Here is an 18,436-nt window from a genome sequence, read left to right as displayed (position 1 = left end):
CGATCCCTCGGGAGTAGGGGCTGGCACGGGCCCGGTCACGGCCCCGCCGTTCATTCTGCCCCAACTCCACCATGAACCACTGTGCGATGAGCATAAAGACGGATGCCCCGCTCACAGCGTTCTCTCAGCTTGTGCCGCGTTCCGCCCGGCCCGTCCGCGTACCGGCGGTCCGTGCACACCGGTGCGGCCGTGCGGAAACCCTCCGCCGGGATGAACACGCGGCTCGGCGTTGACACCGGACGCCCGGCGGCACGGCGGGGCCCGGTAACGCCCGAGGGGCCCGGCCGGCCGATCGCCGTCCGGGCCCCTCGGGGTGCGCGCCGCGCCGCGGCCTCAGCCCAGCGTGCGCCGGACCTCCTCGGCCACGGCGTCCAGCGCGACCGCGGTCTGCTCACCGCTCTCCAGGTTCTTGAGCTGGACCACGCCCTCGGCCAGGTCCCGCTCGCCGGCCACCAGGGCCAGCCGCGCGCCGGAGCGGTTGGCGGACTTCATGGCGTTCTTCAGGCCCTTGCCGCCGAACGCGAAGTCCGTGGCGACACCGGACCGCCGCAGCTCGGTGACCACGCCGAACAGCACCCGGCGGGCCTCCTCGCCCAGCGGGACGGCGTAGACGGCGGTGGCGGCGGGGATGTCGAGCGTGATGCCCTCCGCCTCCAGCGCCAGCACCGTGCGGTCGACGCCCAGCGCCCAGCCGACGGACGGCAGCGCGGGGCCGCCGATCATCTCGGAGAGGCCGTCGTAGCGGCCGCCGCCGCCCACCGCGGACTGCGAGCCGAGGCCGTCGTGGACGAACTCGAAGGTGGTGCGGGTGTAGTAGTCCAGGCCGCGGACCAGCTTCTCGTCGTCCTCGAAGGTCACGCCCGCCGCGGTCAGCAGCTCGCGCACCTGCTCGTGGTACGCCTTGCAGGCCTCGCAGAGGTAGTCGCGGAGCCGGGGCGCCCCGTCGAGCTGCTTCTGCACGGCCTCGCGCTTGTCGTCCAGGACGCGCAGCGGGTTGATGTCGACCCGGCGCCGGGTGTCCTCGTCCAGGTCGAGCCCGCGCAGGAAGTCCTGCAGCGCGGCGCGGTAGACGGGGCGGCACTCCTTGTCGCCCAGGGAGTTGAGCAGGATGCGGAAGTTCCGCAGGCCCAGCGCGCGGTAGGCCTGGTCGGCCAGGATGATCAACTCGGCGTCCAGCGCCGGGTCTTCGGCACCGATGGCCTCGGCGCCGACCTGGGAGAAGTGGCGGTAACGGCCCTTCTGCGGGCGCTCGTAGCGGTAGTACGAGCCGGAGTACCAGAGCTTGACCGGGAGGTTGCCGGCCTTGTGGAGGTTGGCCTCCAGTGCGGCGCGCAGCACGGACGCGGTGCCCTCGGGGCGCAGCGCCAGCCGGTCGCCGCCCTTGGTCTCGAAGGCGTACATCTCCTTGGTCACGATGTCGGTGGACTCACCGACACCGCGCGCGAACAGCTCGACGTTCTCGAAGCCGGGCGTCTCGATGTAGCCGTAGCCGGAGTTCCTCAGCGGCGCGGAGATCGCCTCGCGCACCGCGAGATAGGTGGCGGACTGCGGCGGAATGAGGTCGTAGGTGCCCTTGGGGGCCTTGAAGGTGCTCACGGAAGCTCTCGTCACATTCCTCGTCGCGGAGGGGCACTGAAGCCGTCTCCGAGGCCGGCGGCCACTTCCCGGAGGAAGGGGTTGGTGGCGCGCTCGCGGCCGATGGTGGTCTGGGGGCCGTGGCCGGACAGGACGACGGTGGAGTCCTCCAGCGGCAGGCACACACGCGCCAGCGACTGCAGGATCTCGGCGTGGTCGCCGCCCGGCAGGTCGGTGCGTCCGATGGAGCCGGCGAACAGCAGGTCGCCCGAGAAGAAGACCGGCGGAATGTCGGCCTGCTCGGGCATCCGGAACGTCACCGACCCCTTGGTATGGCCCGGGGCGTGCGCGACGGAGAACTCCATCCCGGCGAGTTCCAGGGCGGCACCGTCGCTCAGCTCCTTGACGTCGTCCGGCTCCCCCACGGTGAGTTCGCCCATGAGCTGCTGACCGATGGAGCGGCCGAGGGCCTTCTCCGGGTCGCTCATCATGAAGCGGTCCTCGGGGTGAATCCAGGCCGGGACGTCGTGCGCGCCGCACACCGGGACCACGGAGGCGACATGGTCGATGTGGCCATGGGTCAGAACGACCGCGACGGGCTTGAGCCGATGCTTCGCGACGGCGTCCTCGACTCCTTGGGCGGCCTGGTGGCCCGGGTCGATGATGACGCACTCCTCGCCGGCGGCGGGGGCGACCAAGTAGCAATTGGTGCCCCAGGCCCCGGCGGGGAACCCGGCAATCAGCACGTTCGTCCTTAAAGGTCGGTGGTGAGGGTCGGTCCGCGGGACCGCTCCCGGAACATCTCAGCAGCTCCAGAGCCTACCGGCGGGACTCCCGGCAGGGCGAACCCGGATACGGTACGGCCACGGCGGACGACAGCGATCGGTGATCGGACGAAGGAGACGACCGGTGGTCAGCAGAGATCAGCGGAGACGGCAGCTCGCCAGGGAGAAGTACGAGCGCCGGCAGCAACGGCGGTCCGTGGAACAGCGCAGGACCAAACGCCGCAATGTGGTCCTCGCGTCGGTCCTGGCCGTCGTCCTGGCAGCCGGTCTCACCGCCTACGTCTCCGCCGGACTGACCGGCCGGGACGACGACGCCGACCGGGCGGCGGCACCTCCGTCCCCCTCCAGGGCGCCGGACCCCTGCGACCGCCCCGCCAAGGGCAGCCCCTCCGCCAAGACCTGGAAGAAGGAGCCGGCGATGTCCGTCGACACCTCGGCCTCCTACACCGCGAAGCTGGCGACGACCTGCGGCGCCATCGAGCTGAGGCTGGACGCCGGCAAGGCACCGCATACGGTCAACTCCTTCGCCTTCCTGGCCGGTCAGGGCTACTTCGACCACAGCAGGTGCCACCGCCTGGTCGACCAGAACATCTACGTCCTGCAGTGCGGCGACCCGAAGGGCACCGGCCAGGGCACCCCCGGCTACACCCTCCCGGACGAGAACCTCAAGGACCCCCGGCTCAAGGGCGGTGTCTATCCGGCGGGCACCGTCGCGATGGCCAACCGCTACGACGGCCGGAGCGAGAAGACCCGTGACTCGGGCGGCAGCCAGTTCTTCCTCGTCTACCAGGACAGCAAGCTGCCCCCGAACTACACACCGTTCGGCACCGTCACCGGCGGTATGGACGTGCTGAAGAAGATCGCCAAGGCCGGTTCGACGCCCGACCCGCAGACCGGCAATACCGCGCCGAACGCCACCGTCGTGATCGACAAGGCATCCGTCAACAAGTCCTGACCTGCCGGGCGACCTGGGGCGGTGCGGTGGCACTCGCGGTCCGAACCTCGGAATTTCGGTCGTGCTGGATGCGGACAGCCGACCGCCGGTCGCCTAGATTGGCGTTGTGTAGGGTGCCTGTCCGACGGCTCACCCTCACCCGCAATTCAGCCCGTCGGACCGGTCAGGGCGCGGCTCTGCCGGACAGAAACTGTGGACGATGCCGGGGGGGCCGCACGCCCTCGTCGGCATCATGTGGAGGAGGCGCTGTGAGCAGCGACCCATGGGGCCGCGTCGACGAGACGGGGACCGTGTACGTGCGTACCGCCGACGGCGAGCAGGTCGTCGGATCGTGGCAGGCGGGCACTCCCGAGGAGGCCCTCGCCTACTTCGAGCGCAAGTATGAGGGCCTGGTCGTCGAGATCGGCCTCCTCGAGCGCCGGGTCAAGACCACCGACCTGTCGGCGAAGGACGCCACGACCGCGATCGAGCATCTGCGCACCCAGGTCGACGAACACCACGCGGTGGGCGATCTGGAGGCGCTGAAGAAGCGGCTCGACAAGCTCGTCGAGGCCGTGGAGGCGCGCCGCGAGGAGCGCAAGGCGCAGAAGGCGCGGCAGAGCGACGAGGCCCGGCACGCCAAGGAGAAGCTGGTCGCCGAGGCCGAGGAGCTGGCGGCCAGTGAGCAGTGGCGGGCGGCCGGCGAGCGGCTGCGCGCGCTGGTCGACACCTGGAAGGGCCTGCCGCGGCTCGACCGGAAGACGGACGACGAGCTGTGGCACCGCTTCTCGCACGCCCGCTCGGCGTTCTCCAAGCGGCGCAAGGCGCACTTCGCCTCGTTGGACGCCCAGCGCGAGGACTCCCGTAAGGCCAAGGAGAAGCTGGTCGCCGAGGCCGAGGCGCTGTCGAAGTCGACGGACTGGGGGGCCACCGCGGCCCGCTACCGCGAGCTGATGACGGACTGGAAGGCCGCCGGACGTGCCCAGCGCGAGCACGAGGACGACCTGTGGAACCGCTTCCGCGGCGCCCAGGACATCTTCTTCCAGGCGCGCAGCGAGGTCTTCGCGGAGCGCGACGCCGAGCAGCGGGAGAACCTGACCCGCAAGGAGGAGCTGGCCGTCGAGGCCGAGAAGCTGCTCCCCGTCTCGGACCTGAAGGCGGCGCGGGCGGCGTTCCGCTCGATCAATGAGCGGTGGGAAGCCATCGGCCATGTCCCGCGCGACGCCCGCCCGAAGATCGAGGGCCGGATGCACGCCGTCGAGCGGGCCATCCAGGAGGCCGAGGAGAGCGAGTGGCGCCGGACGAACCCCGAGGCGCGGGCCCGTGCCGCGGGGCTGACCGGCCAGCTCCAGGACGCGGTCGACAAGCTGGAGAAGCAGATCGACACGGCACGGGCGGCGGGCAACAACGCCAAGGCCGACAAGCTCGGCCGGGAGCTGGAGGGCCGCAAGGCGCTGCTGGACCAGGCGCTCAAGGGCCTGGAGGAGTTCGGCGGTTGATGGTGCGGTGAACCGCCGCCGCTCTCGCGGTGGTGGCTGATCGCCGCCTGGTTCCTCAGTTGGTGGCTGAGGTGCCTGATACGAGAAGGGCCCCGGTACGTGCGTACCGGGGCCCTTTCGTGTGCGCCTACGGTCGGCGGGCCGATGTCACCCGGTACACGTCGTACACGCCCTCCACGCTCCGTACGGCCTTCAGGACGTGACCCAGGTGCTTGGGGTCGCCCATCTCGAAGGTGAAGCGGGAGGTGGCGACGCGGTCGCGGGAGGTCTGGACGGCCGCCGAGAGGATGTTGACGTGCTGGTCGGACAGAATCCGGGTGACGTCCGAGAGGAGCCGGGAGCGGTCCAGCGCCTCGACCTGGATGGCGACCAGGAAGACCGAGGACTGGGTGGGCGCCCACTCGACGTCGAGAATCCGCTCCGGCTGCCGGGACAGCGAGTCGACGTTGACACAGTCGGCGCGGTGCACCGAGACGCCGTTGCCGCGGGTGACGAAGCCGATGATGGGGTCGCCCGGCACCGGCGTACAGCAGCGGGCCAGCTTGACCCACACATCGTCGACGCCCTTGACGACCACACCGGGGTCGGCGCTGGAACGGCGCTTGGAGCGCGGCCGGATCGGGGTCGACTCGGCGATGTCCTCGGTGGCCTCGTCCTGGCCGCCGAGCGCCTGCACCAGCTTCTGGACGACGCCCTGCGCGGCGACATGGCCCTCGCCGATCGCGGCGTACAGCGAGGAGATGTCGGGGTAGCGCATCTCGTGCGCCAGGGTCACCAGCGAGTCGCCGGTCAGAATCCGCTGGATCGGCAGGTTCTGCTTGCGCATGGCGCGCGCGATGGCGTCCTTGCCCTGCTCGATCGCCTCGTCGCGGCGCTCCTTGGAGAACCAGCCGCGGATCTTGTTGCGGGCGCGCGGGGACTTGACGAAGCCCAGCCAGTCGCGGGACGGCCCGGCACCCGTCGCCTTGGAGGTGAAGACCTCCACCAAGTCGCCGTTGTCCAGGGTCGATTCGAGCGGGACGAGGCGGCCGTTGACCCGAGCGCCTATCGTGCGGTGGCCGACCTCGGTGTGTACCGCGTACGCGAAGTCGACGGGGGTGGCGCCGGCCGGCAGTGCTATGACGTCGCCCTTCGGCGTGAAGACGAAGACCTCGTTGCGGGACAGGTCGAAGCGCAGCGACTCCAGGAACTCGCCCGGGTCCTCGGTCTCCTTCTGCCAGTCGAGCAACTGCCGCAGCCAGGCCATGTCGTTGACGGTGTCCTGGCCCTTGCCGGCGTTCTTCGGGATATCCGTACGGATCTTGGAGGCGCCCGCGACCGCTTCCTGCTTGTACTTCCAGTGCGCGGCGATGCCGTACTCCGCGCGGCGGTGCATGTCGAAGGTACGGATCTGCAGCTCGACGGGCTTGCCGCTGGGGCCGATCACCGTGGTGTGCAGCGACTGGTACATGTTGAACTTCGGCATCGCGATGTAGTCCTTGAACCGGCCGGGGACCGGGTTCCATCGCGCGTGGATGGTGCCGAGGGCGGCGTAGCAGTCGCGGACGGTGTCGACGAGGACGCGGATGCCCACCAGGTCGTAGATCTCGGCGAAGTCGCGGCCGCGCACGATCATCTTCTGGTAGACGCTGTAGTAGTGCTTGGGGCGGCCGGTGACGGTGGCCTTGATGCGGGCGGACCGCAGATCGGCCTGGACCTCGTCGGTCACTATGGCCAGATACTCGTCGCGCTTGGGCGCCCGCTCGGCGACCAGCCGCACGATCTCGTCGTACATCTTGGGGTAGAGGATCGCGAAGGCGAGGTCCTCCAGCTCCCACTTGATGGTGTTCATGCCCAGGCGGTGGGCGAGCGGAGCGTAGATCTCCAGCGTCTCGCGGGCCTTCTTCTCCTGCTTCTCCCGCTTGAGGTAGCGCATGGTGCGCATGTTGTGCAGCCGGTCGGCGAGCTTGATCACCAGGACCCGCGGGTCCTTGGCCATCGCGACGACCATCTTGCGGACGGTCTCGGCCTGCGCGGCCTCGCCGAACTTGACCTTGTCGAGCTTGGTGACGCCGTCGACCAGCAGCGCGACCTGGTCGCCGAAGTCGCGGCGCAGGGTGTCCAGGCCGTACTCGGTGTCCTCGACGGTGTCGTGCAGCAGGCCCGCCATCAGCGTGGCCGGGTCCATGCCCAGCTCGGCGAGGATGGTGGTGACCGCGAGCGGGTGGGTGATGTACGGGTCGCCGCTCTTGCGCTTCTGGCCGCGGTGCCAGCGCTCGGCGACCTGGTAGGCCCGCTCGACCTGGCGCAGCGTGGCGGTCTCAATCTTGGGGTCGTTACCGCGGACGGCCCGCAGCAGCGGCTCCAGGACGGGGTTGTACGGGCTGGAGCGCTGCACGCCCAGCCGGGCGAGGCGGGCCCGTACCCGGTTGGGGGAGCCGGAGCGGCCGGCCGGGGCGGGCGGCAGCGGCTTGGCGGCCGCGGGCTGGTCGGCGTTGGCGGGCGGCTTGGCCGCTCGGGACGGCGCGGAGGCCGGCTGCGACGAGGAGGCGGGCCCCGGCCTGGGCGCCGGGCGGGGCCGCTCGGCGGGTGCCGGGGACGCGGAGGTCGGGCCGGCGGGCGGGCGGGGCGTGGCGGTGCCGTCGGGCGCGCCCTGCCGCTCGGGCTGGGGCGCGTCCGGGGAAGCCCCGTCCCTGGGCTTCGTCTCGTCCGGGCGCGCGGCGTCGGTTCCCTTCGGACGCAGTCCGGGGGAGAGCGGCTGGGCCTCGTCTGGCAAGAGCACTCCTCAGGCGGTTCCGGACCCCAGAACCTCGTACGGGCCGGGATGCCATGGTATCGACCCCGTGACCGCAACTCCCCCGCGGCCACGGGTCCGTACATGACACAGCAGCGGGGGCACCCGGATTCTTCCGGATGCCCCCGCTGCGGAGTTGCGGTGCGCGACGGCTCAGACCGTGATCAGGGCCTCCAGCGGAGCGCCCTTCAGGCCCGGCTCCAGCCGCTGCCGCCCGGCGAGAAAGCCCAGCTCCAGCAGCACGGCCAGGCCCGCGACCTCGGCGCCGGCGCGGCGGATGAGCTGCAGCGAGGCGTCGGCGGTGCCGCCGGTGGCGAGCACGTCGTCGATCACCAGCACCCGGTCGCCCGGGGCCAGCGCATCGGTGTGGATCTCGATCTCGGCGGTGCCGTACTCCAGCTCGTAGGCCTGCCCGAGCGTGCTGCCGGGCAGCTTGCCCGCCTTGCGGACGGGGACGAAGCCGACACCGGCCCGGACCGCGACCGGAGCGGCGAGTATGAACCCGCGCGCCTCCAGACCGACGATCTTGTCCACCCGGTGGCGTCCGCACAGCTCGGCGAACGCCTCGGTCAGCGCGCCGAACGCGGCCGGGTCCGCCAGCAGCGGGGTGATGTCCTTGAACACCACACCCGGCTGCGGGTGGTCCGGGATGTCCGTGATCCGGCTGAGCAGCAGCTCACGCAGTTCCGCGGGGGCGCTCATCGGCGCTTGCCCGACGGGCGGCCGCGTCCGCGGTTACGGGCGGTGGGCTGGTGGCGCGGGCCGACGACCGCGGCACCGTCCTCGGCGGGGCCGGGCTCCTGGCCGTCCTCCGCGTCATCCTGGCCCGCGTCCTTGGCCGCGGCCGCGGCACGCTTCGCCTTGACCCGCTTGGCCAGCGCCTTCATCTGCGGCTCGCGGCTCTTCAGGTCGGCGACCAGCGGGGTCGCAATGAAGATCGACGAGTAGGCACCGGCGGCGAGGCCGACGAACAGGGCCAGCGAGATGTCGTTGAGCATGCCCGCGCCCAGGAAACCGCCGCCGACGAACAGCAGGCCGGCGACCGGGAGCAGCGCCACGACCGTGGTGTTGATGGAGCGCACCAGGGTGCTGTTGATCGAGCGGTTGGCGACCTCGCTGTAGGTGAAGCGGGTCTGCTTGGTGAGGTCCTTGGAGGCTTCCTTGAGGCTGTCGAAGACGACGACCGTGTCGTACAGGGAGTAACCGAGGATCGTGAGCAGACCGATGACCGTGCCGGGGGTGACCTCGAAGCCGACCAGGGCGTAGACACCGACCGTGATCGTGAGGTCGTGGATCAGCGCGATCAGGGCGGCGAGCGCCATCCGCCACTCGAAGGCGATCGCCAGATAGAGCACCACGAGGACCATGAAGATCCCCAGGCCCAGCCAGGCCTTGTTGGCGATCTCCTCACCCCAGCTCGGGCCGACCAGCTGGGTGTTGACGTCCTTGACCGGGATGTTCAGGTCCTTGGCCAGCTCCTCCTGGACCGGCAGCGCCTGCTTGGTGTCCAGACCGCTGATCTGGATGCGCAGCCCGCCGCCGCCGAGCTTCTGCACCACGGCCTGGTGGCCGGCGGCCGCGGACTCGGCGTGGTGCTGGGCCTGCGGGGCGGAGATTCTCGTCTCCGGGGTGGTGAAGACCGCGCCGCCGGAGAACTCGATGCCCATGTTCAGACCGCGCACCGCCAGGCCGACGAGGGCCGTGATGGTGATGAGGATCGAGAGGCTGTACCAGATCTTCCGCTTGCCGATGAAGTCGTAGCCGACCTCGCCGCGGTAGAGCCGGGCGCCGATGTTGCCGAGCTTCGACATCTCACGCCTCCTTCGTCTGGGTGGGGGCGGTGCGACGGCGTCGCAGCGGCGGCTTGGCGCCCAGGCGCTTGGGATCAAGGCCGGACCAGGGGTGTCCGTTGGAGAAGAACGCCCGCCGGGCCAGGATCGTCATCAGGGGCTTGGTGAAGTAGAAGACCACGACGACGTCGAGGACGGTGGTCAGGCCGAGCGTGAACGCGAAGCCCTTCACCTTGCCGACGGTGACGATGAACAGCACCGCGGCGGCCAGGAACGACACGAAGTCGGAGACCAGGATCGTACGGCGGGCCCGTGGCCAGCCGCGCTCGACGGCCGGGCGCAGACTGCGGCCCTCGCGGATCTCGTCCCGGATGCGTTCGAAGTAGACGATGAACGAGTCGGCGGTGATACCGATGGCCACGATGGCGCCGCAGACCGCCGGGAGGTTCAGCGCGAACCCGATGGTCGGGCCGAGCAACGTCATGATCGTGTACGTCAGGATCGCCGAGACCAGCAGACTCGCCAGCGCGACCAGCGCCAGCCCGCGGTAGTAGGCGACGAGGTAGACCACGACCAGCGCCAGGCCGATGGCACCCGCGAGCAGACCGGCGTGCAGCTGCTCACCGCCGAGCGCCGCGGTGACCGTGGTCTCGTCGGCGATCTTGAAGGAGAGCGGCAGGGCGCCGTAGGACAGCATGTTGCCCAGGTCCTCGGCGGTCTGCTGGGTGAAGCCGCCGGAGATCGTGGCGCTGCCGCCGTTGAGGCGCTCGTTGACCCGGGGGTCGGAGACCACCGCGCCGTCCAGGACGATCGCGAACTGGTTCTGCGGCGGCGTCTTGCTCGCGAGCTTGCCGGTGACGTCCGCGAACTTCTTGCCGCCCTCGGAGGTGAAGTCCATCTGGACGATCCAGCCCTGGGCCGACTGGCTGTCGAAGACGGCCTTGGCGTCCTTGACGTCCGTGCCCTCGACGCCGATCGGGCCGAGCACGTACTTCTGCGTGCCGTCGTCCTTGCAGGCCACGACCGGCTCGGACGGCTTGGCGCCGGCGGCGCGCTCACCGGCGGCGGCGCGGCCCTTCTTGCTGGAGCAGTCCAGCGCGTTGAGCTGCTTCTGGAGGGCCGGCGGGATCTCCGCGGCGCCCGGGGGCGCCGGCGGTGCCGCGGGGGTGGAGGGCTTGGCCGGACCGGAGGGGGTGGGCTGGGCGGACGGCGCCTTCTTCAGCGCGTCCGTCGCCGCACGGCCCTGGGTGGTCGGCTTGTCGCCCGGCGACTGCGAGGCCTGCTGCTGGGTGCCCGGCTCCTGCTGGGCCTTGTCACCCGCGGCCTTGTCGCCCTTGGCCTTGTCGTTCGCGCGCTTCTTGGAGGGGCTGGGCTTGGGCTCGGGGGTCTTGGTGCCCGCCGTGGTGGTGAGCACCGGCCGGAACCCGAGCTGAGCGGTCGTGCCGACCTGCTGACGGGCCTGCTTCGCGTTCGTCCCTCGCGGGATGTTCACGATGATGTGGTTGGTGCCCTGCGTCTGGACCTCGGTCTCGGACACACCCAGACCGTTGACCCGCCGGTCCATGATCCCGGCGGCGGTCTTCATGTTGGTCTCATTGATCGCGTTGGGCTTGCCGGGCATGTTCTCGGCCTCGAGCGTGAAGCTCGTGCCTCCGGCGAGGTCGATGCCCAGCCGGGGCGTCAGCGAACCGGCATAGAACATGCCGCCGACCAGCCCCACGATCGCGATGATGACCAGGACCAGGGCACGGCCCGGATGCCCCTGGCTCGCGGGCGTCCTGCGGCCCTTCTTCGGTGCTGCCACCTTCTCGTATCTCCCTGTCCAACCCCTCGGCCCGGGATACCGGCCAAGGGGCCACGAAGTCTTGTGGGGACGTGCCCCCGCCGGAGCCTAGACCGTCCCGGAACCGCGGCGCACGACATACCCGCGTGCTCCGCGGTTCCGTGGGGATGGACTACTTCGCGTCGTCGCCGGACTTCTTGTCGTCCTTCGCGGCGTCGGCGTCGGCCTTGACGGCGTCCTTGGCCTCGGCGGCGGGCTCGGCGTCCTTCGCCTCGTCGGCGGCGGGCTTGTCCGCGGCGGGCTCACCGGCCGGGGCGGCGGTCTTGCCCAGGTCGATCTTGTCGGCCTTGTCGGCGTCCGCGGCGTCGCCGGTCAGCGAGGAGGCGTCGTCCGGGACGACCGCCCCGTCACCGTGGATCGGGTCGGCACCGTCCAGGATGCGGTTGTACTCCTCGTCCGCGAGCACGGCGCCGATGGCGTTCTTGGCGTAAATGGCGTGCACGCCGGGGGCGACCTCCAGGAGGACGGTGTCCTCGTGGACTTCCTTGACGGTGGCGTACATGCCGCCGATCGTCCGGACGCCGGTGCCGGCCTGCATTTCATTGCGCATCTGCGCGGCCGCCTGCTGCTTCTTCTTGGCGGACCGCGTCATCAGGAACATGGCCCCGATGAGGACAATGAAGGGGAGGAGAGTCACGATATTGGGCACGGGACGGAAATCCTTCGCACGACCGCTGCTGCGCGGTCTCATAGAGCGGGGTGGGAATGCCGCCCATACGAACGGCATCGGCGGAGTCTAGGCGAGTCCCCACCAGTGGAACAACGCACAGCATCCCACCGCAGTTCCTGGCCGGGCGAGTCCCCGCGCCGTCACGCCCCGAACAAGCCCTGCTGCCCGCCGGGGCCCCCGTGCTGCTGCGGCGGGACGAGCCCCAGGTGGGCCCAGGACGCCGGGGTCGCGACCCGGCCCCTGGGGGTCCTGGCCAGCAGTCCTTCCCGTACGAGGAAGGGCTCGGCGACCTCCTCGACCGTCTCCCGCTCCTCCCCCACCGCGACCGCGAGGGTGGACAGGCCGACCGGGCCGCCGCCGAACAGCTTGAGCAGGGCCGTGAGCACGGCGCGGTCGAGGCGGTCCAGGCCGCGGGCGTCGACCTCGTAGACCCCGAGGGCCTGGGAGGCGATCTCGCGGGTGATCAGGCCGTCGGCCTTCACCTGGGCGTAGTCACGGACCCGGCGCAGCAGGCGGTTGGCGATACGGGGCGTGCCGCGGGAGCGGCCGGCGATCTCCGCGGCGCCCTCGGGATCTATCTCGACGTCCAGCAGCCCGGCCGAGCGGTGGATGACCCGCTCCAGCTCGGCGGGGGCGTAGAACTCCATATGGGCGGTGAAGCCGAAGCGGTCGCGCAGCGGGGGCGGCAGCAGACCGGCCCGGGTCGTGGCGCCGACCAGGGTGAACGGGGGGAGTTCGAGCGGGATGGCGGTGGCTCCCGGGCCCTTGCCGACGATGACGTCGACGCGGAAGTCCTCCATCGCCATGTAGAGCATCTCCTCGGCGGGCCGGGACATCCGGTGGATCTCGTCGAGGAAGAGGACCTCGCCCTCCTGGAGGGAGGAGAGGATCGCGGCGAGGTCACCGGCGTGCTGGATGGCGGGGCCGGAGGTGATCCGGATCGGGGCGCCCATCTCGGCGGCGATGATCATCGAGAGGGTGGTCTTGCCGAGGCCCGGGGCGCCGGACAGCAGGACGTGGTCGGCGGTGGCGCCACGGGCGCGGGCGGCGCGCAGGACCAGGTCGAGCTGTTCGCGCACCCGCTCCTGGCCGACGAACTCCTCCAGGTCCTTGGGCCGCAGCGCGGCCTCGACGGCGGTGTCCTCGCCGTCCGCGTCGGCCCCGACCAGCCGGTCGGGCCCGCCCGTGGCGGCGTCGTCGCTGGTGGGCGGTGCGGTGTCGTCCCAGTTCACTGCGGATTGCCTCGCGGGGTCGGGGCGGCCGGGCCGCCGGGGTGGTCGAACGGCCGGGGGTGCGGGGTCCGGGCCGGGGTGGTCATCGGGCGCGGTTCAGGGTCTGCAGGGCGGCCTTGAGCAGCTGCGGTACCTGCGGCGCGCCGCCGTCGGCGAGGGCCGCCTCGGCCTGCGGGGCGACCGCGGTCACCGCCTCGTCCGCCTCGCGGGTGGCGTAGCCCAGGCCGATCAGCGCGGCGTGCAGCTGGTCGCGCCAGCCGGGGGTGACGGCGCTGCCGACGCCCGCGCGGCCGGTCCCCACCGGCTCCCCGAGCCGGTCCTTGAGCTCCAGGAGCAGCTTCTGGGCGCCCTTCTTGCCGATGCCGGGCACGGCGGTGAGGGCCTTCTCGTCGCTGGTGGCGACGGCCCGCCGCAGCGCGTCCGGGGAGTGCACCGCGAGCATGGCCTGGGCGAGCCGGGGCCCGACGCCGCTGGCGGTCTGGAGCAGCTCGAAGGTCTGCCGCCCGTCGTCGTCGGTGAAGCCGTAGAGGGTGAGCGAGTCCTCGCGGACGACGAGGGAGGTGGCGAGCTTGGCCTGCTGTCCGACGCGCAGCGTGGAGAGGGTGTCCGGGGTGCACTGGACGGCCATGCCGATACCGCCGACCTCGACGACGGCGGAGTCCGGGGCGAGGGCCGCGACCGGGCCGGAGACGAAGGCAATCATCGGGTGCCCTTCTGGGGTGCCGTCCTGCGGGGGCCGGCGGACGGGAGGGTGGCGGGAGCGGCGCGGCGGGCCGCGGCGTGCGCCTGCTGGAGGCGGTTGACCGCGGGGGCGCGCCAGATGTGGCAGATGGCGAGGGCGAGGGCGTCGGCGGCGTCGGCGGGCTTCGGCGGTGCGTCGAGCCGCAGCAGCCGGGTGACCATCGCGCCGACCTGGGCCTTGTCGGCCCGGCCCGAGCCCGTCACGGCGGCCTTGACCTCGCTGGGGGTGTGCAGCGCGACCGGCAGCCCGCGACGGGCCGCGCACAGCATGGCGACCGCGCTGGCCTGGGCGGTGCCCATGACCGTACGGACGTTGTGCTGGCTGAAGACCCGCTCGACGGCCACGTACTCGGGGCGGTGCTCGTCGAGCCAGGCGTCTATCCCGCGCTCGATCTCGACCAGCCGTTGGGCGATGTCGAGGTCCGCCGGGGTACGGACGACGCCGACACCGACCATCGTCAGCGGACGCCCCGCGACCCCGTCGACCACCCCGACCCCGCAGCGTGTCAGCCCCGGGTCCACCCCCAGCACCCGCACCACGCCCCCTTCCCCGGCCTTCCCAGGCCGACCGACAGACTGTTCGTGCAGGTTATCGGCTGCCACTGACAATGCGTCGGAGCGGGGCGGCGCATTCCGCCGGTCCCGCTGCGCGGGCTCCGGAGGGACCACGGGGACGCGGCTCCAGGAATCGAAAACTCCGCTTTTTTATTCGCACACCATCCACTAATTGATCTTGTATCGTGTGCCGAAGCGCATCCGCACCGACCATGCGGGCCGCGTATTTCCGCTGTTCGGGCGGTAGTTGACGCCCGTACAGAAGGCGTTGAAGAACAAGATCGGGGAACCATGCGTCGTATATCCAAGGCTGCCGTCGCCGCCTCTCTCGCCATCGCCACCCTCGGGCTCACCGCCCCGGCCTCGCAGGCGGCGTCCGCCTCCGCCGACGGTATGAACCGCGGCAGCAGCGGCTGCTTCAACTGGTCCTACGCGGACGGCACCTCCACCACGACCGTCTACTGGCACAACACCTGCAACAAGAAGGCTCAGCTCTTCATCTGGTGGAAGAACGGTGCCGTGGACCAGATGAAGCGGGTGGACGCCGGCGCGCACGGCAAGGGGCACATCAAGCACGCCGGCAGCGTCAAGTCGATCGAGGCCTGACCTGAAGCAGGACGACTGACCGGCCCCCTGGGGCCCGGAGCAGACGAAACGGCCCGCCGGATCTCTCCGGCGGGCCGTTGTCGCGTCTGGGCGAGAACCGTCAGGCGTCGACCTTGGCCATCACGTCGTCCGAGACGTCGAAGTTGGCGAAGACGTTCTGCACGTCGTCGCTGTCCTCCAGCGCGTCGATCAGCTTGAAGATCTTGCGCGCGCCCTCTTCCTCCAGCTCGACCTGCATGGTCGGGACGAAGTTGGCGTCGGCCGAGTCGTAGTCGATGCCGGCCTCCTGCAGAGCACTGCGGACCGCGACCAGGTCGGTGGCCTCGCTGAGCACCTCGAAGGACTCACCGAGGTCGTTGACCTCCTCGGCGCCCGCGTCCAGCACCGCGCCCAGGACGTCGTCCTCGGTCAGCTCACCCTTGGGGACGATCACCACGCCCTTGCGGTTGAACAGGTACGACACCGAACCCGGGTCGGCCATCGAACCGCCGTTGCGGGTCATGGCGACACGGACGTCCGAGGCGGCGCGGTTGCGGTTGTCGGTGAGGCACTCGATGAGCACCGCGACACCGTTGGGGCCGTAGCCCTCATACATGATGGTCTCGTAGTCGGCACCGCCGGCTTCGAGGCCCGCACCGCGCTTGACCGCGGAGTCGATGTTCTTGTTGGGCACCGAGCTCTTCTTGGCCTTCTGGATGGCGTCGAAGAGGGTCGGGTTGCCGTCCGGGTCGGCGCCGCCGGTACGCGCCGCGACCTCGATGTTCTTGATCAGCTTCGCGAAGAGCTTGCCGCGCTTGGCATCGATCACGGCCTTCTTGTGCTTCGTCGTAGCCCATTTAGAGTGGCCGGACATCCGCCTGTCTCCTTCGCGTAACCAACGTCTGAAACGAACGCCATAGATCCTACCGGGGCCAGGTCACGGGGTGTTACTCCCGCCCGGCACCGGCCGCCGCCCCTGGCGGAGCCCCGGAGCCCGTCCCCCGGATCAGCCCCCGGCCTGCCGCACCATGTCCACGAACAGCGCGTGGACCCGGTGGTCGCCGGTCAGTTCCGGGTGGAAGGACGTGGCGAGGACGTTACCCTGCCGCACGGCCACGGTGTGCCCGTCGTACGTCGCCAGGACCTCGACCGCGCCGCCGACCGACTCGACCCAGGGCGCCCGGATGAAGACGCCCTCGACCGGTCCGCCGGGAATCCCGGCGACGTCGATGGCCGCCTCGAAGGACTCGTTCTGCCGCCCGAAGGCGTTACGGCGCACGATCATGTCGACGCCGCCGAACGTCTCCTGGTCCTCGCGGGCGTCCAGCAGCTTGTCCGCGACCATGATCATGCCGGCGCACGTGCCGTAGACCGGCCTGCCCGCGCGGACGAAGGCGCGCAGCGGCTCCAGCATGCCGAAGGTGACGGCCAGCTTGGACATGGTGGTGGACTCGCCGCCCGGTATGACCAGGCCGTCGAGCCCGTCCAGCTCCTCGGGACGGCGTACCGGCCGGGCCAGGGCGTCCGCCTCGGCGAGCGCGGTGAGGTGCTCGCGGACGTCACCCTGGAGGGCCAGCACACCAATGGTGGGGGTGCTCATCTAGGTGTCCTACCAGCCGCGGTTGGCGTAGCGCTCGGCCTCGGGGAGGGTGTCGCAGTTGATGCCGACCATGGCCTCGCCCAGGTTGCGGGAGACGTCCGCGATGACCTTCGGGTCGTCGTAGAAGGTGGTGGCCTTCACGATCGCGGCGGCGCGCTTGGCGGGGTCACCGGACTTGAAGATGCCGGAGCCGACGAACACGCCCTCGGCGCCGAGCTGGCGCATCAGCGCGGCGTCGGCCGGGGTGGCGACACCACCGGCGGAGAACAGCACGACCGGCAGCTTGCCGAGCTCGGCGACCTCCTTGACCAGCTCGTACGGGGCGCGCAGCTCCTTGGCGGCGGCGAACAGCTCGTTGTTGTCGTAGCCGCGCAGCCGGGCGATCTCGCCCTTGATCTGGCGCATGTGGCGGACCGCCTCGACGACGTTGCCGGTGCCGGCCTCGCCCTTCGAGCGGATCATGGCCGCGCCCTCGGTGATCCGGCGCAGCGCCTCGCCCAGGTTGGTGGCACCACAGACGAACGGGGTGGTGAAGGCCCACTTGTCGGAGTGGTTGACCTCGTCGGCCGGGGTGAGGACCTCGGACTCGTCGATGTAGTCGACGCCGAGCGACTGCAGGACCTGGGCCTCGACGAAGTGGCCGATCCGGGACTTGGCCATGACCGGGATGGAGACGGCGTTGATGATGCCGTCGATCATGTCGGGGTCCGACATCCGGGCCACGCCGCCGTCCTTGCGGATGTCGGCGGGGACCCGCTCCAGGGCCATGACGGCGACGGCGCCCGCGTCCTCGGCGATCTTCGCCTCTTCCGGCGTGACGACGTCCATGATCACGCCGCCCTTGAGCTGCTCGGCCATACCGCGCTTGACGCGCGCGGTTCCGGTCTCGGGGGTCTGGGGCGTGGTGGGCGTGCTGGACACGGTTGACCTCACTCAATGCGGGTGGCTGTACTGCTGCGCCCACACAACCGTTGGTGAGCGGCCCGGGAAAAGGGCCAATTAGAGGTCAGTGGCTCGTCACCGCCGGGAGTCGCCCGCTGCGGCCCCCGCCCCCGGCTCCCGCTGCCCGGTTCAGTTCCCGGCCGAGCGGTCGTCCAGGACGGCCGGGGGCTCGTCATCCATCTCGAAGGCCAGCGGGAACGGCGCATGCCCGGCGAGCCGGAAATAACGGACCACCCGGTGGCGGCGGACCGCGCGGGCGGCCCTTACGGCGTCGTTGTGGAACCGGCGGGCCATCGGGACACGGCGCACCGCGGCGGTGAGCTCGGTGACCGTCTGCTCGCCCCCGGGCGCCTCGCGTACGGCCTCCAGCTGCGCCTCCTCCGCGAAGATCGCCCGCAGCGCCTGGCTCAGCTCACTCTCCGCGACCTCACGGTGGTCCTCCTCGGCCTGCCGGGCCTCGTGCGCGGCCTGGTAGAGAACGATCGAGGCGGCCGGGTCCAGGACCCCCGAGGTACCCACCTCCTGCGCGACGGAGGCCCGTCGCAGCAGCTGGGCGTCGAGCGCCGCCCGGGCCGCGTCGATACGTGCGTGCAGCCGGTCGAGGCGGCCGGCCGTCCAGCTGAGGTAGACACCGATGAGGACGATCGCGACGGCGATCCAGATGAGCGTGGTCACTGCCGCACCATACGCGGCTGGCGCCGCGTGGTTTTCGCCCCACGTTTTCGGCTGGCCCGCCGTGGGGGCCTCGCGCCGTTTCGGGTCCGCTGCGCGGGGCGTGGCATCGGGTGATGCTTGTGCGTTCCTCGCCGTTGCGCCTGCGGCGGGCGGGTCCGCTGCGCGGGGCTGTCGGGTGCGGTGACGGGCCTGCGCGGGTGGGGTGTGCCGGACTGCTTCGCTTTACGTCCGGCACAC

General features: G+C 70.9%; 17 protein-coding genes. 3 read left to right on the top strand and 14 right to left on the bottom strand.

What is annotated here, in order from left to right:
- Nucleotides 1-333: 333 nt before the first annotated feature.
- Both hisS and ACWC9R_RS20290 read right to left on the bottom strand, forming a co-directional pair.
- A complete protein-coding gene (gene hisS, locus ACWC9R_RS20295; protein ID WP_450733329.1) occupies nt 334-1,596 on the bottom strand; it encodes a histidine--tRNA ligase in 1,263 nt (420 codons plus the stop codon).
- Nucleotides 1,597-1,607: 11 nt separating this feature from the next.
- Nucleotides 1,608-2,321 (bottom strand): MBL fold metallo-hydrolase, encoded by a 714-nt coding sequence (locus ACWC9R_RS20290; protein WP_362602272.1) that lies wholly within the window; start codon nt 2,319-2,321, stop codon nt 1,608-1,610.
- Between the two features lie 163 nt (nt 2,322-2,484).
- Here ACWC9R_RS20290 and ACWC9R_RS20285 point away from each other — a divergent pair, with 163 nt between their 5' ends.
- Nucleotides 2,485-3,315, top strand: coding sequence for a peptidylprolyl isomerase (locus ACWC9R_RS20285; RefSeq protein WP_450733327.1), 831 nt, complete (start codon nt 2,485-2,487; stop codon nt 3,313-3,315).
- A 248-nt stretch (nt 3,316-3,563) separates the two neighbouring features.
- Nucleotides 3,564-4,793: a DUF349 domain-containing protein gene (locus ACWC9R_RS20280; protein WP_450733325.1), complete on the top strand. Its 1,230-nt coding sequence runs from the start codon at nt 3,564-3,566 to the stop codon at nt 4,791-4,793.
- A 127-nt stretch (nt 4,794-4,920) separates the two neighbouring features.
- Here ACWC9R_RS20280 and ACWC9R_RS20275 read toward each other — a convergent pair whose 3' ends face one another.
- From ACWC9R_RS20275 to ruvC, 8 genes are all read right to left on the bottom strand, one after another.
- Entirely contained in the window at nt 4,921-7,548 is a 2,628-nt protein-coding gene (locus tag ACWC9R_RS20275; protein ID WP_450733323.1) for a RelA/SpoT family protein, read from the bottom strand.
- 171 nt (nt 7,549-7,719) lie between these two features.
- Nucleotides 7,720-8,268, bottom strand: coding sequence for an adenine phosphoribosyltransferase (locus tag ACWC9R_RS20270; RefSeq protein WP_393360202.1), 549 nt, complete (start codon nt 8,266-8,268; stop codon nt 7,720-7,722).
- Nucleotides 8,265-9,377 (bottom strand): protein translocase subunit SecF, encoded by a 1,113-nt coding sequence (gene secF / locus ACWC9R_RS20265; protein WP_450733321.1) that lies wholly within the window; start codon nt 9,375-9,377, stop codon nt 8,265-8,267. Before secF ends, ACWC9R_RS20270 begins: the two co-directional genes overlap by 4 nt.
- 1 nt (nt 9,378) lies before the next feature.
- The gene (gene secD / locus ACWC9R_RS20260; RefSeq protein ID WP_450733319.1) at nt 9,379-11,160 is read right to left on the bottom strand and encodes a protein translocase subunit SecD; all 1,782 of its coding nucleotides are present in this window, start codon (nt 11,158-11,160) and stop codon (nt 9,379-9,381) included.
- Between the two features lie 151 nt (nt 11,161-11,311).
- Entirely contained in the window at nt 11,312-11,890 is a 579-nt protein-coding gene (yajC, locus tag ACWC9R_RS20255) for a preprotein translocase subunit YajC (RefSeq protein ID WP_450733318.1), read from the bottom strand.
- A gap of 119 nt (nt 11,891-12,009) precedes the next feature.
- Nucleotides 12,010-13,101, bottom strand: coding sequence for a Holliday junction branch migration DNA helicase RuvB (gene ruvB, locus ACWC9R_RS20250; protein WP_450733316.1), 1,092 nt, complete (start codon nt 13,099-13,101; stop codon nt 12,010-12,012).
- Nucleotides 13,102-13,183: 82 nt separating this feature from the next.
- Entirely contained in the window at nt 13,184-13,804 is a 621-nt protein-coding gene (gene ruvA / locus ACWC9R_RS20245; protein ID WP_450733314.1) for a Holliday junction branch migration protein RuvA, read from the bottom strand.
- Nucleotides 13,801-14,379: a crossover junction endodeoxyribonuclease RuvC gene (gene ruvC, locus ACWC9R_RS20240; RefSeq protein ID WP_450733437.1), complete on the bottom strand. Its 579-nt coding sequence runs from the start codon at nt 14,377-14,379 to the stop codon at nt 13,801-13,803. The genes ruvA and ruvC overlap by 4 nt, the downstream gene beginning before the upstream one ends.
- A gap of 309 nt (nt 14,380-14,688) precedes the next feature.
- Here ruvC and ACWC9R_RS20235 point away from each other — a divergent pair, with 309 nt between their 5' ends.
- Nucleotides 14,689-15,003 carry a hypothetical protein gene (locus ACWC9R_RS20235; RefSeq protein WP_450733312.1) on the top strand — a complete coding sequence of 105 codons (315 nt, stop codon included), beginning with the start codon at nt 14,689-14,691 and terminating at the stop codon, nt 15,001-15,003.
- A gap of 100 nt (nt 15,004-15,103) precedes the next feature.
- On the opposite strand, the gene ACWC9R_RS20230 is transcribed toward ACWC9R_RS20235, so the two are convergent.
- From ACWC9R_RS20230 to ACWC9R_RS20215, 4 genes are all read right to left on the bottom strand, one after another.
- Nucleotides 15,104-15,856 (bottom strand): YebC/PmpR family DNA-binding transcriptional regulator, encoded by a 753-nt coding sequence (locus ACWC9R_RS20230; RefSeq protein WP_362602244.1) that lies wholly within the window; start codon nt 15,854-15,856, stop codon nt 15,104-15,106.
- 132 nt (nt 15,857-15,988) lie between these two features.
- Nucleotides 15,989-16,582 carry a pyridoxal 5'-phosphate synthase glutaminase subunit PdxT gene (gene pdxT / locus ACWC9R_RS20225; protein WP_450733310.1) on the bottom strand — a complete coding sequence of 198 codons (594 nt, stop codon included), beginning with the start codon at nt 16,580-16,582 and terminating at the stop codon, nt 15,989-15,991.
- Between the two features lie 9 nt (nt 16,583-16,591).
- Nucleotides 16,592-17,503 carry a pyridoxal 5'-phosphate synthase lyase subunit PdxS gene (gene pdxS, locus ACWC9R_RS20220; protein WP_450733308.1) on the bottom strand — a complete coding sequence of 304 codons (912 nt, stop codon included), beginning with the start codon at nt 17,501-17,503 and terminating at the stop codon, nt 16,592-16,594.
- Nucleotides 17,504-17,653: 150 nt separating this feature from the next.
- Complete coding sequence (locus ACWC9R_RS20215) at nt 17,654-18,199, bottom strand: LemA family protein (protein ID WP_362602235.1); 546 nt, start codon at nt 18,197-18,199, stop codon at nt 17,654-17,656.
- Nucleotides 18,200-18,436: the final 237 nt, after the last annotated feature.

It is taken from the genome of Streptomyces sp. NPDC001219 (assembly GCF_053597915.1).
Note: the sequence above shows the minus strand (reverse complement) of the source record. Positions and strands in the feature narration are given on the sequence as shown.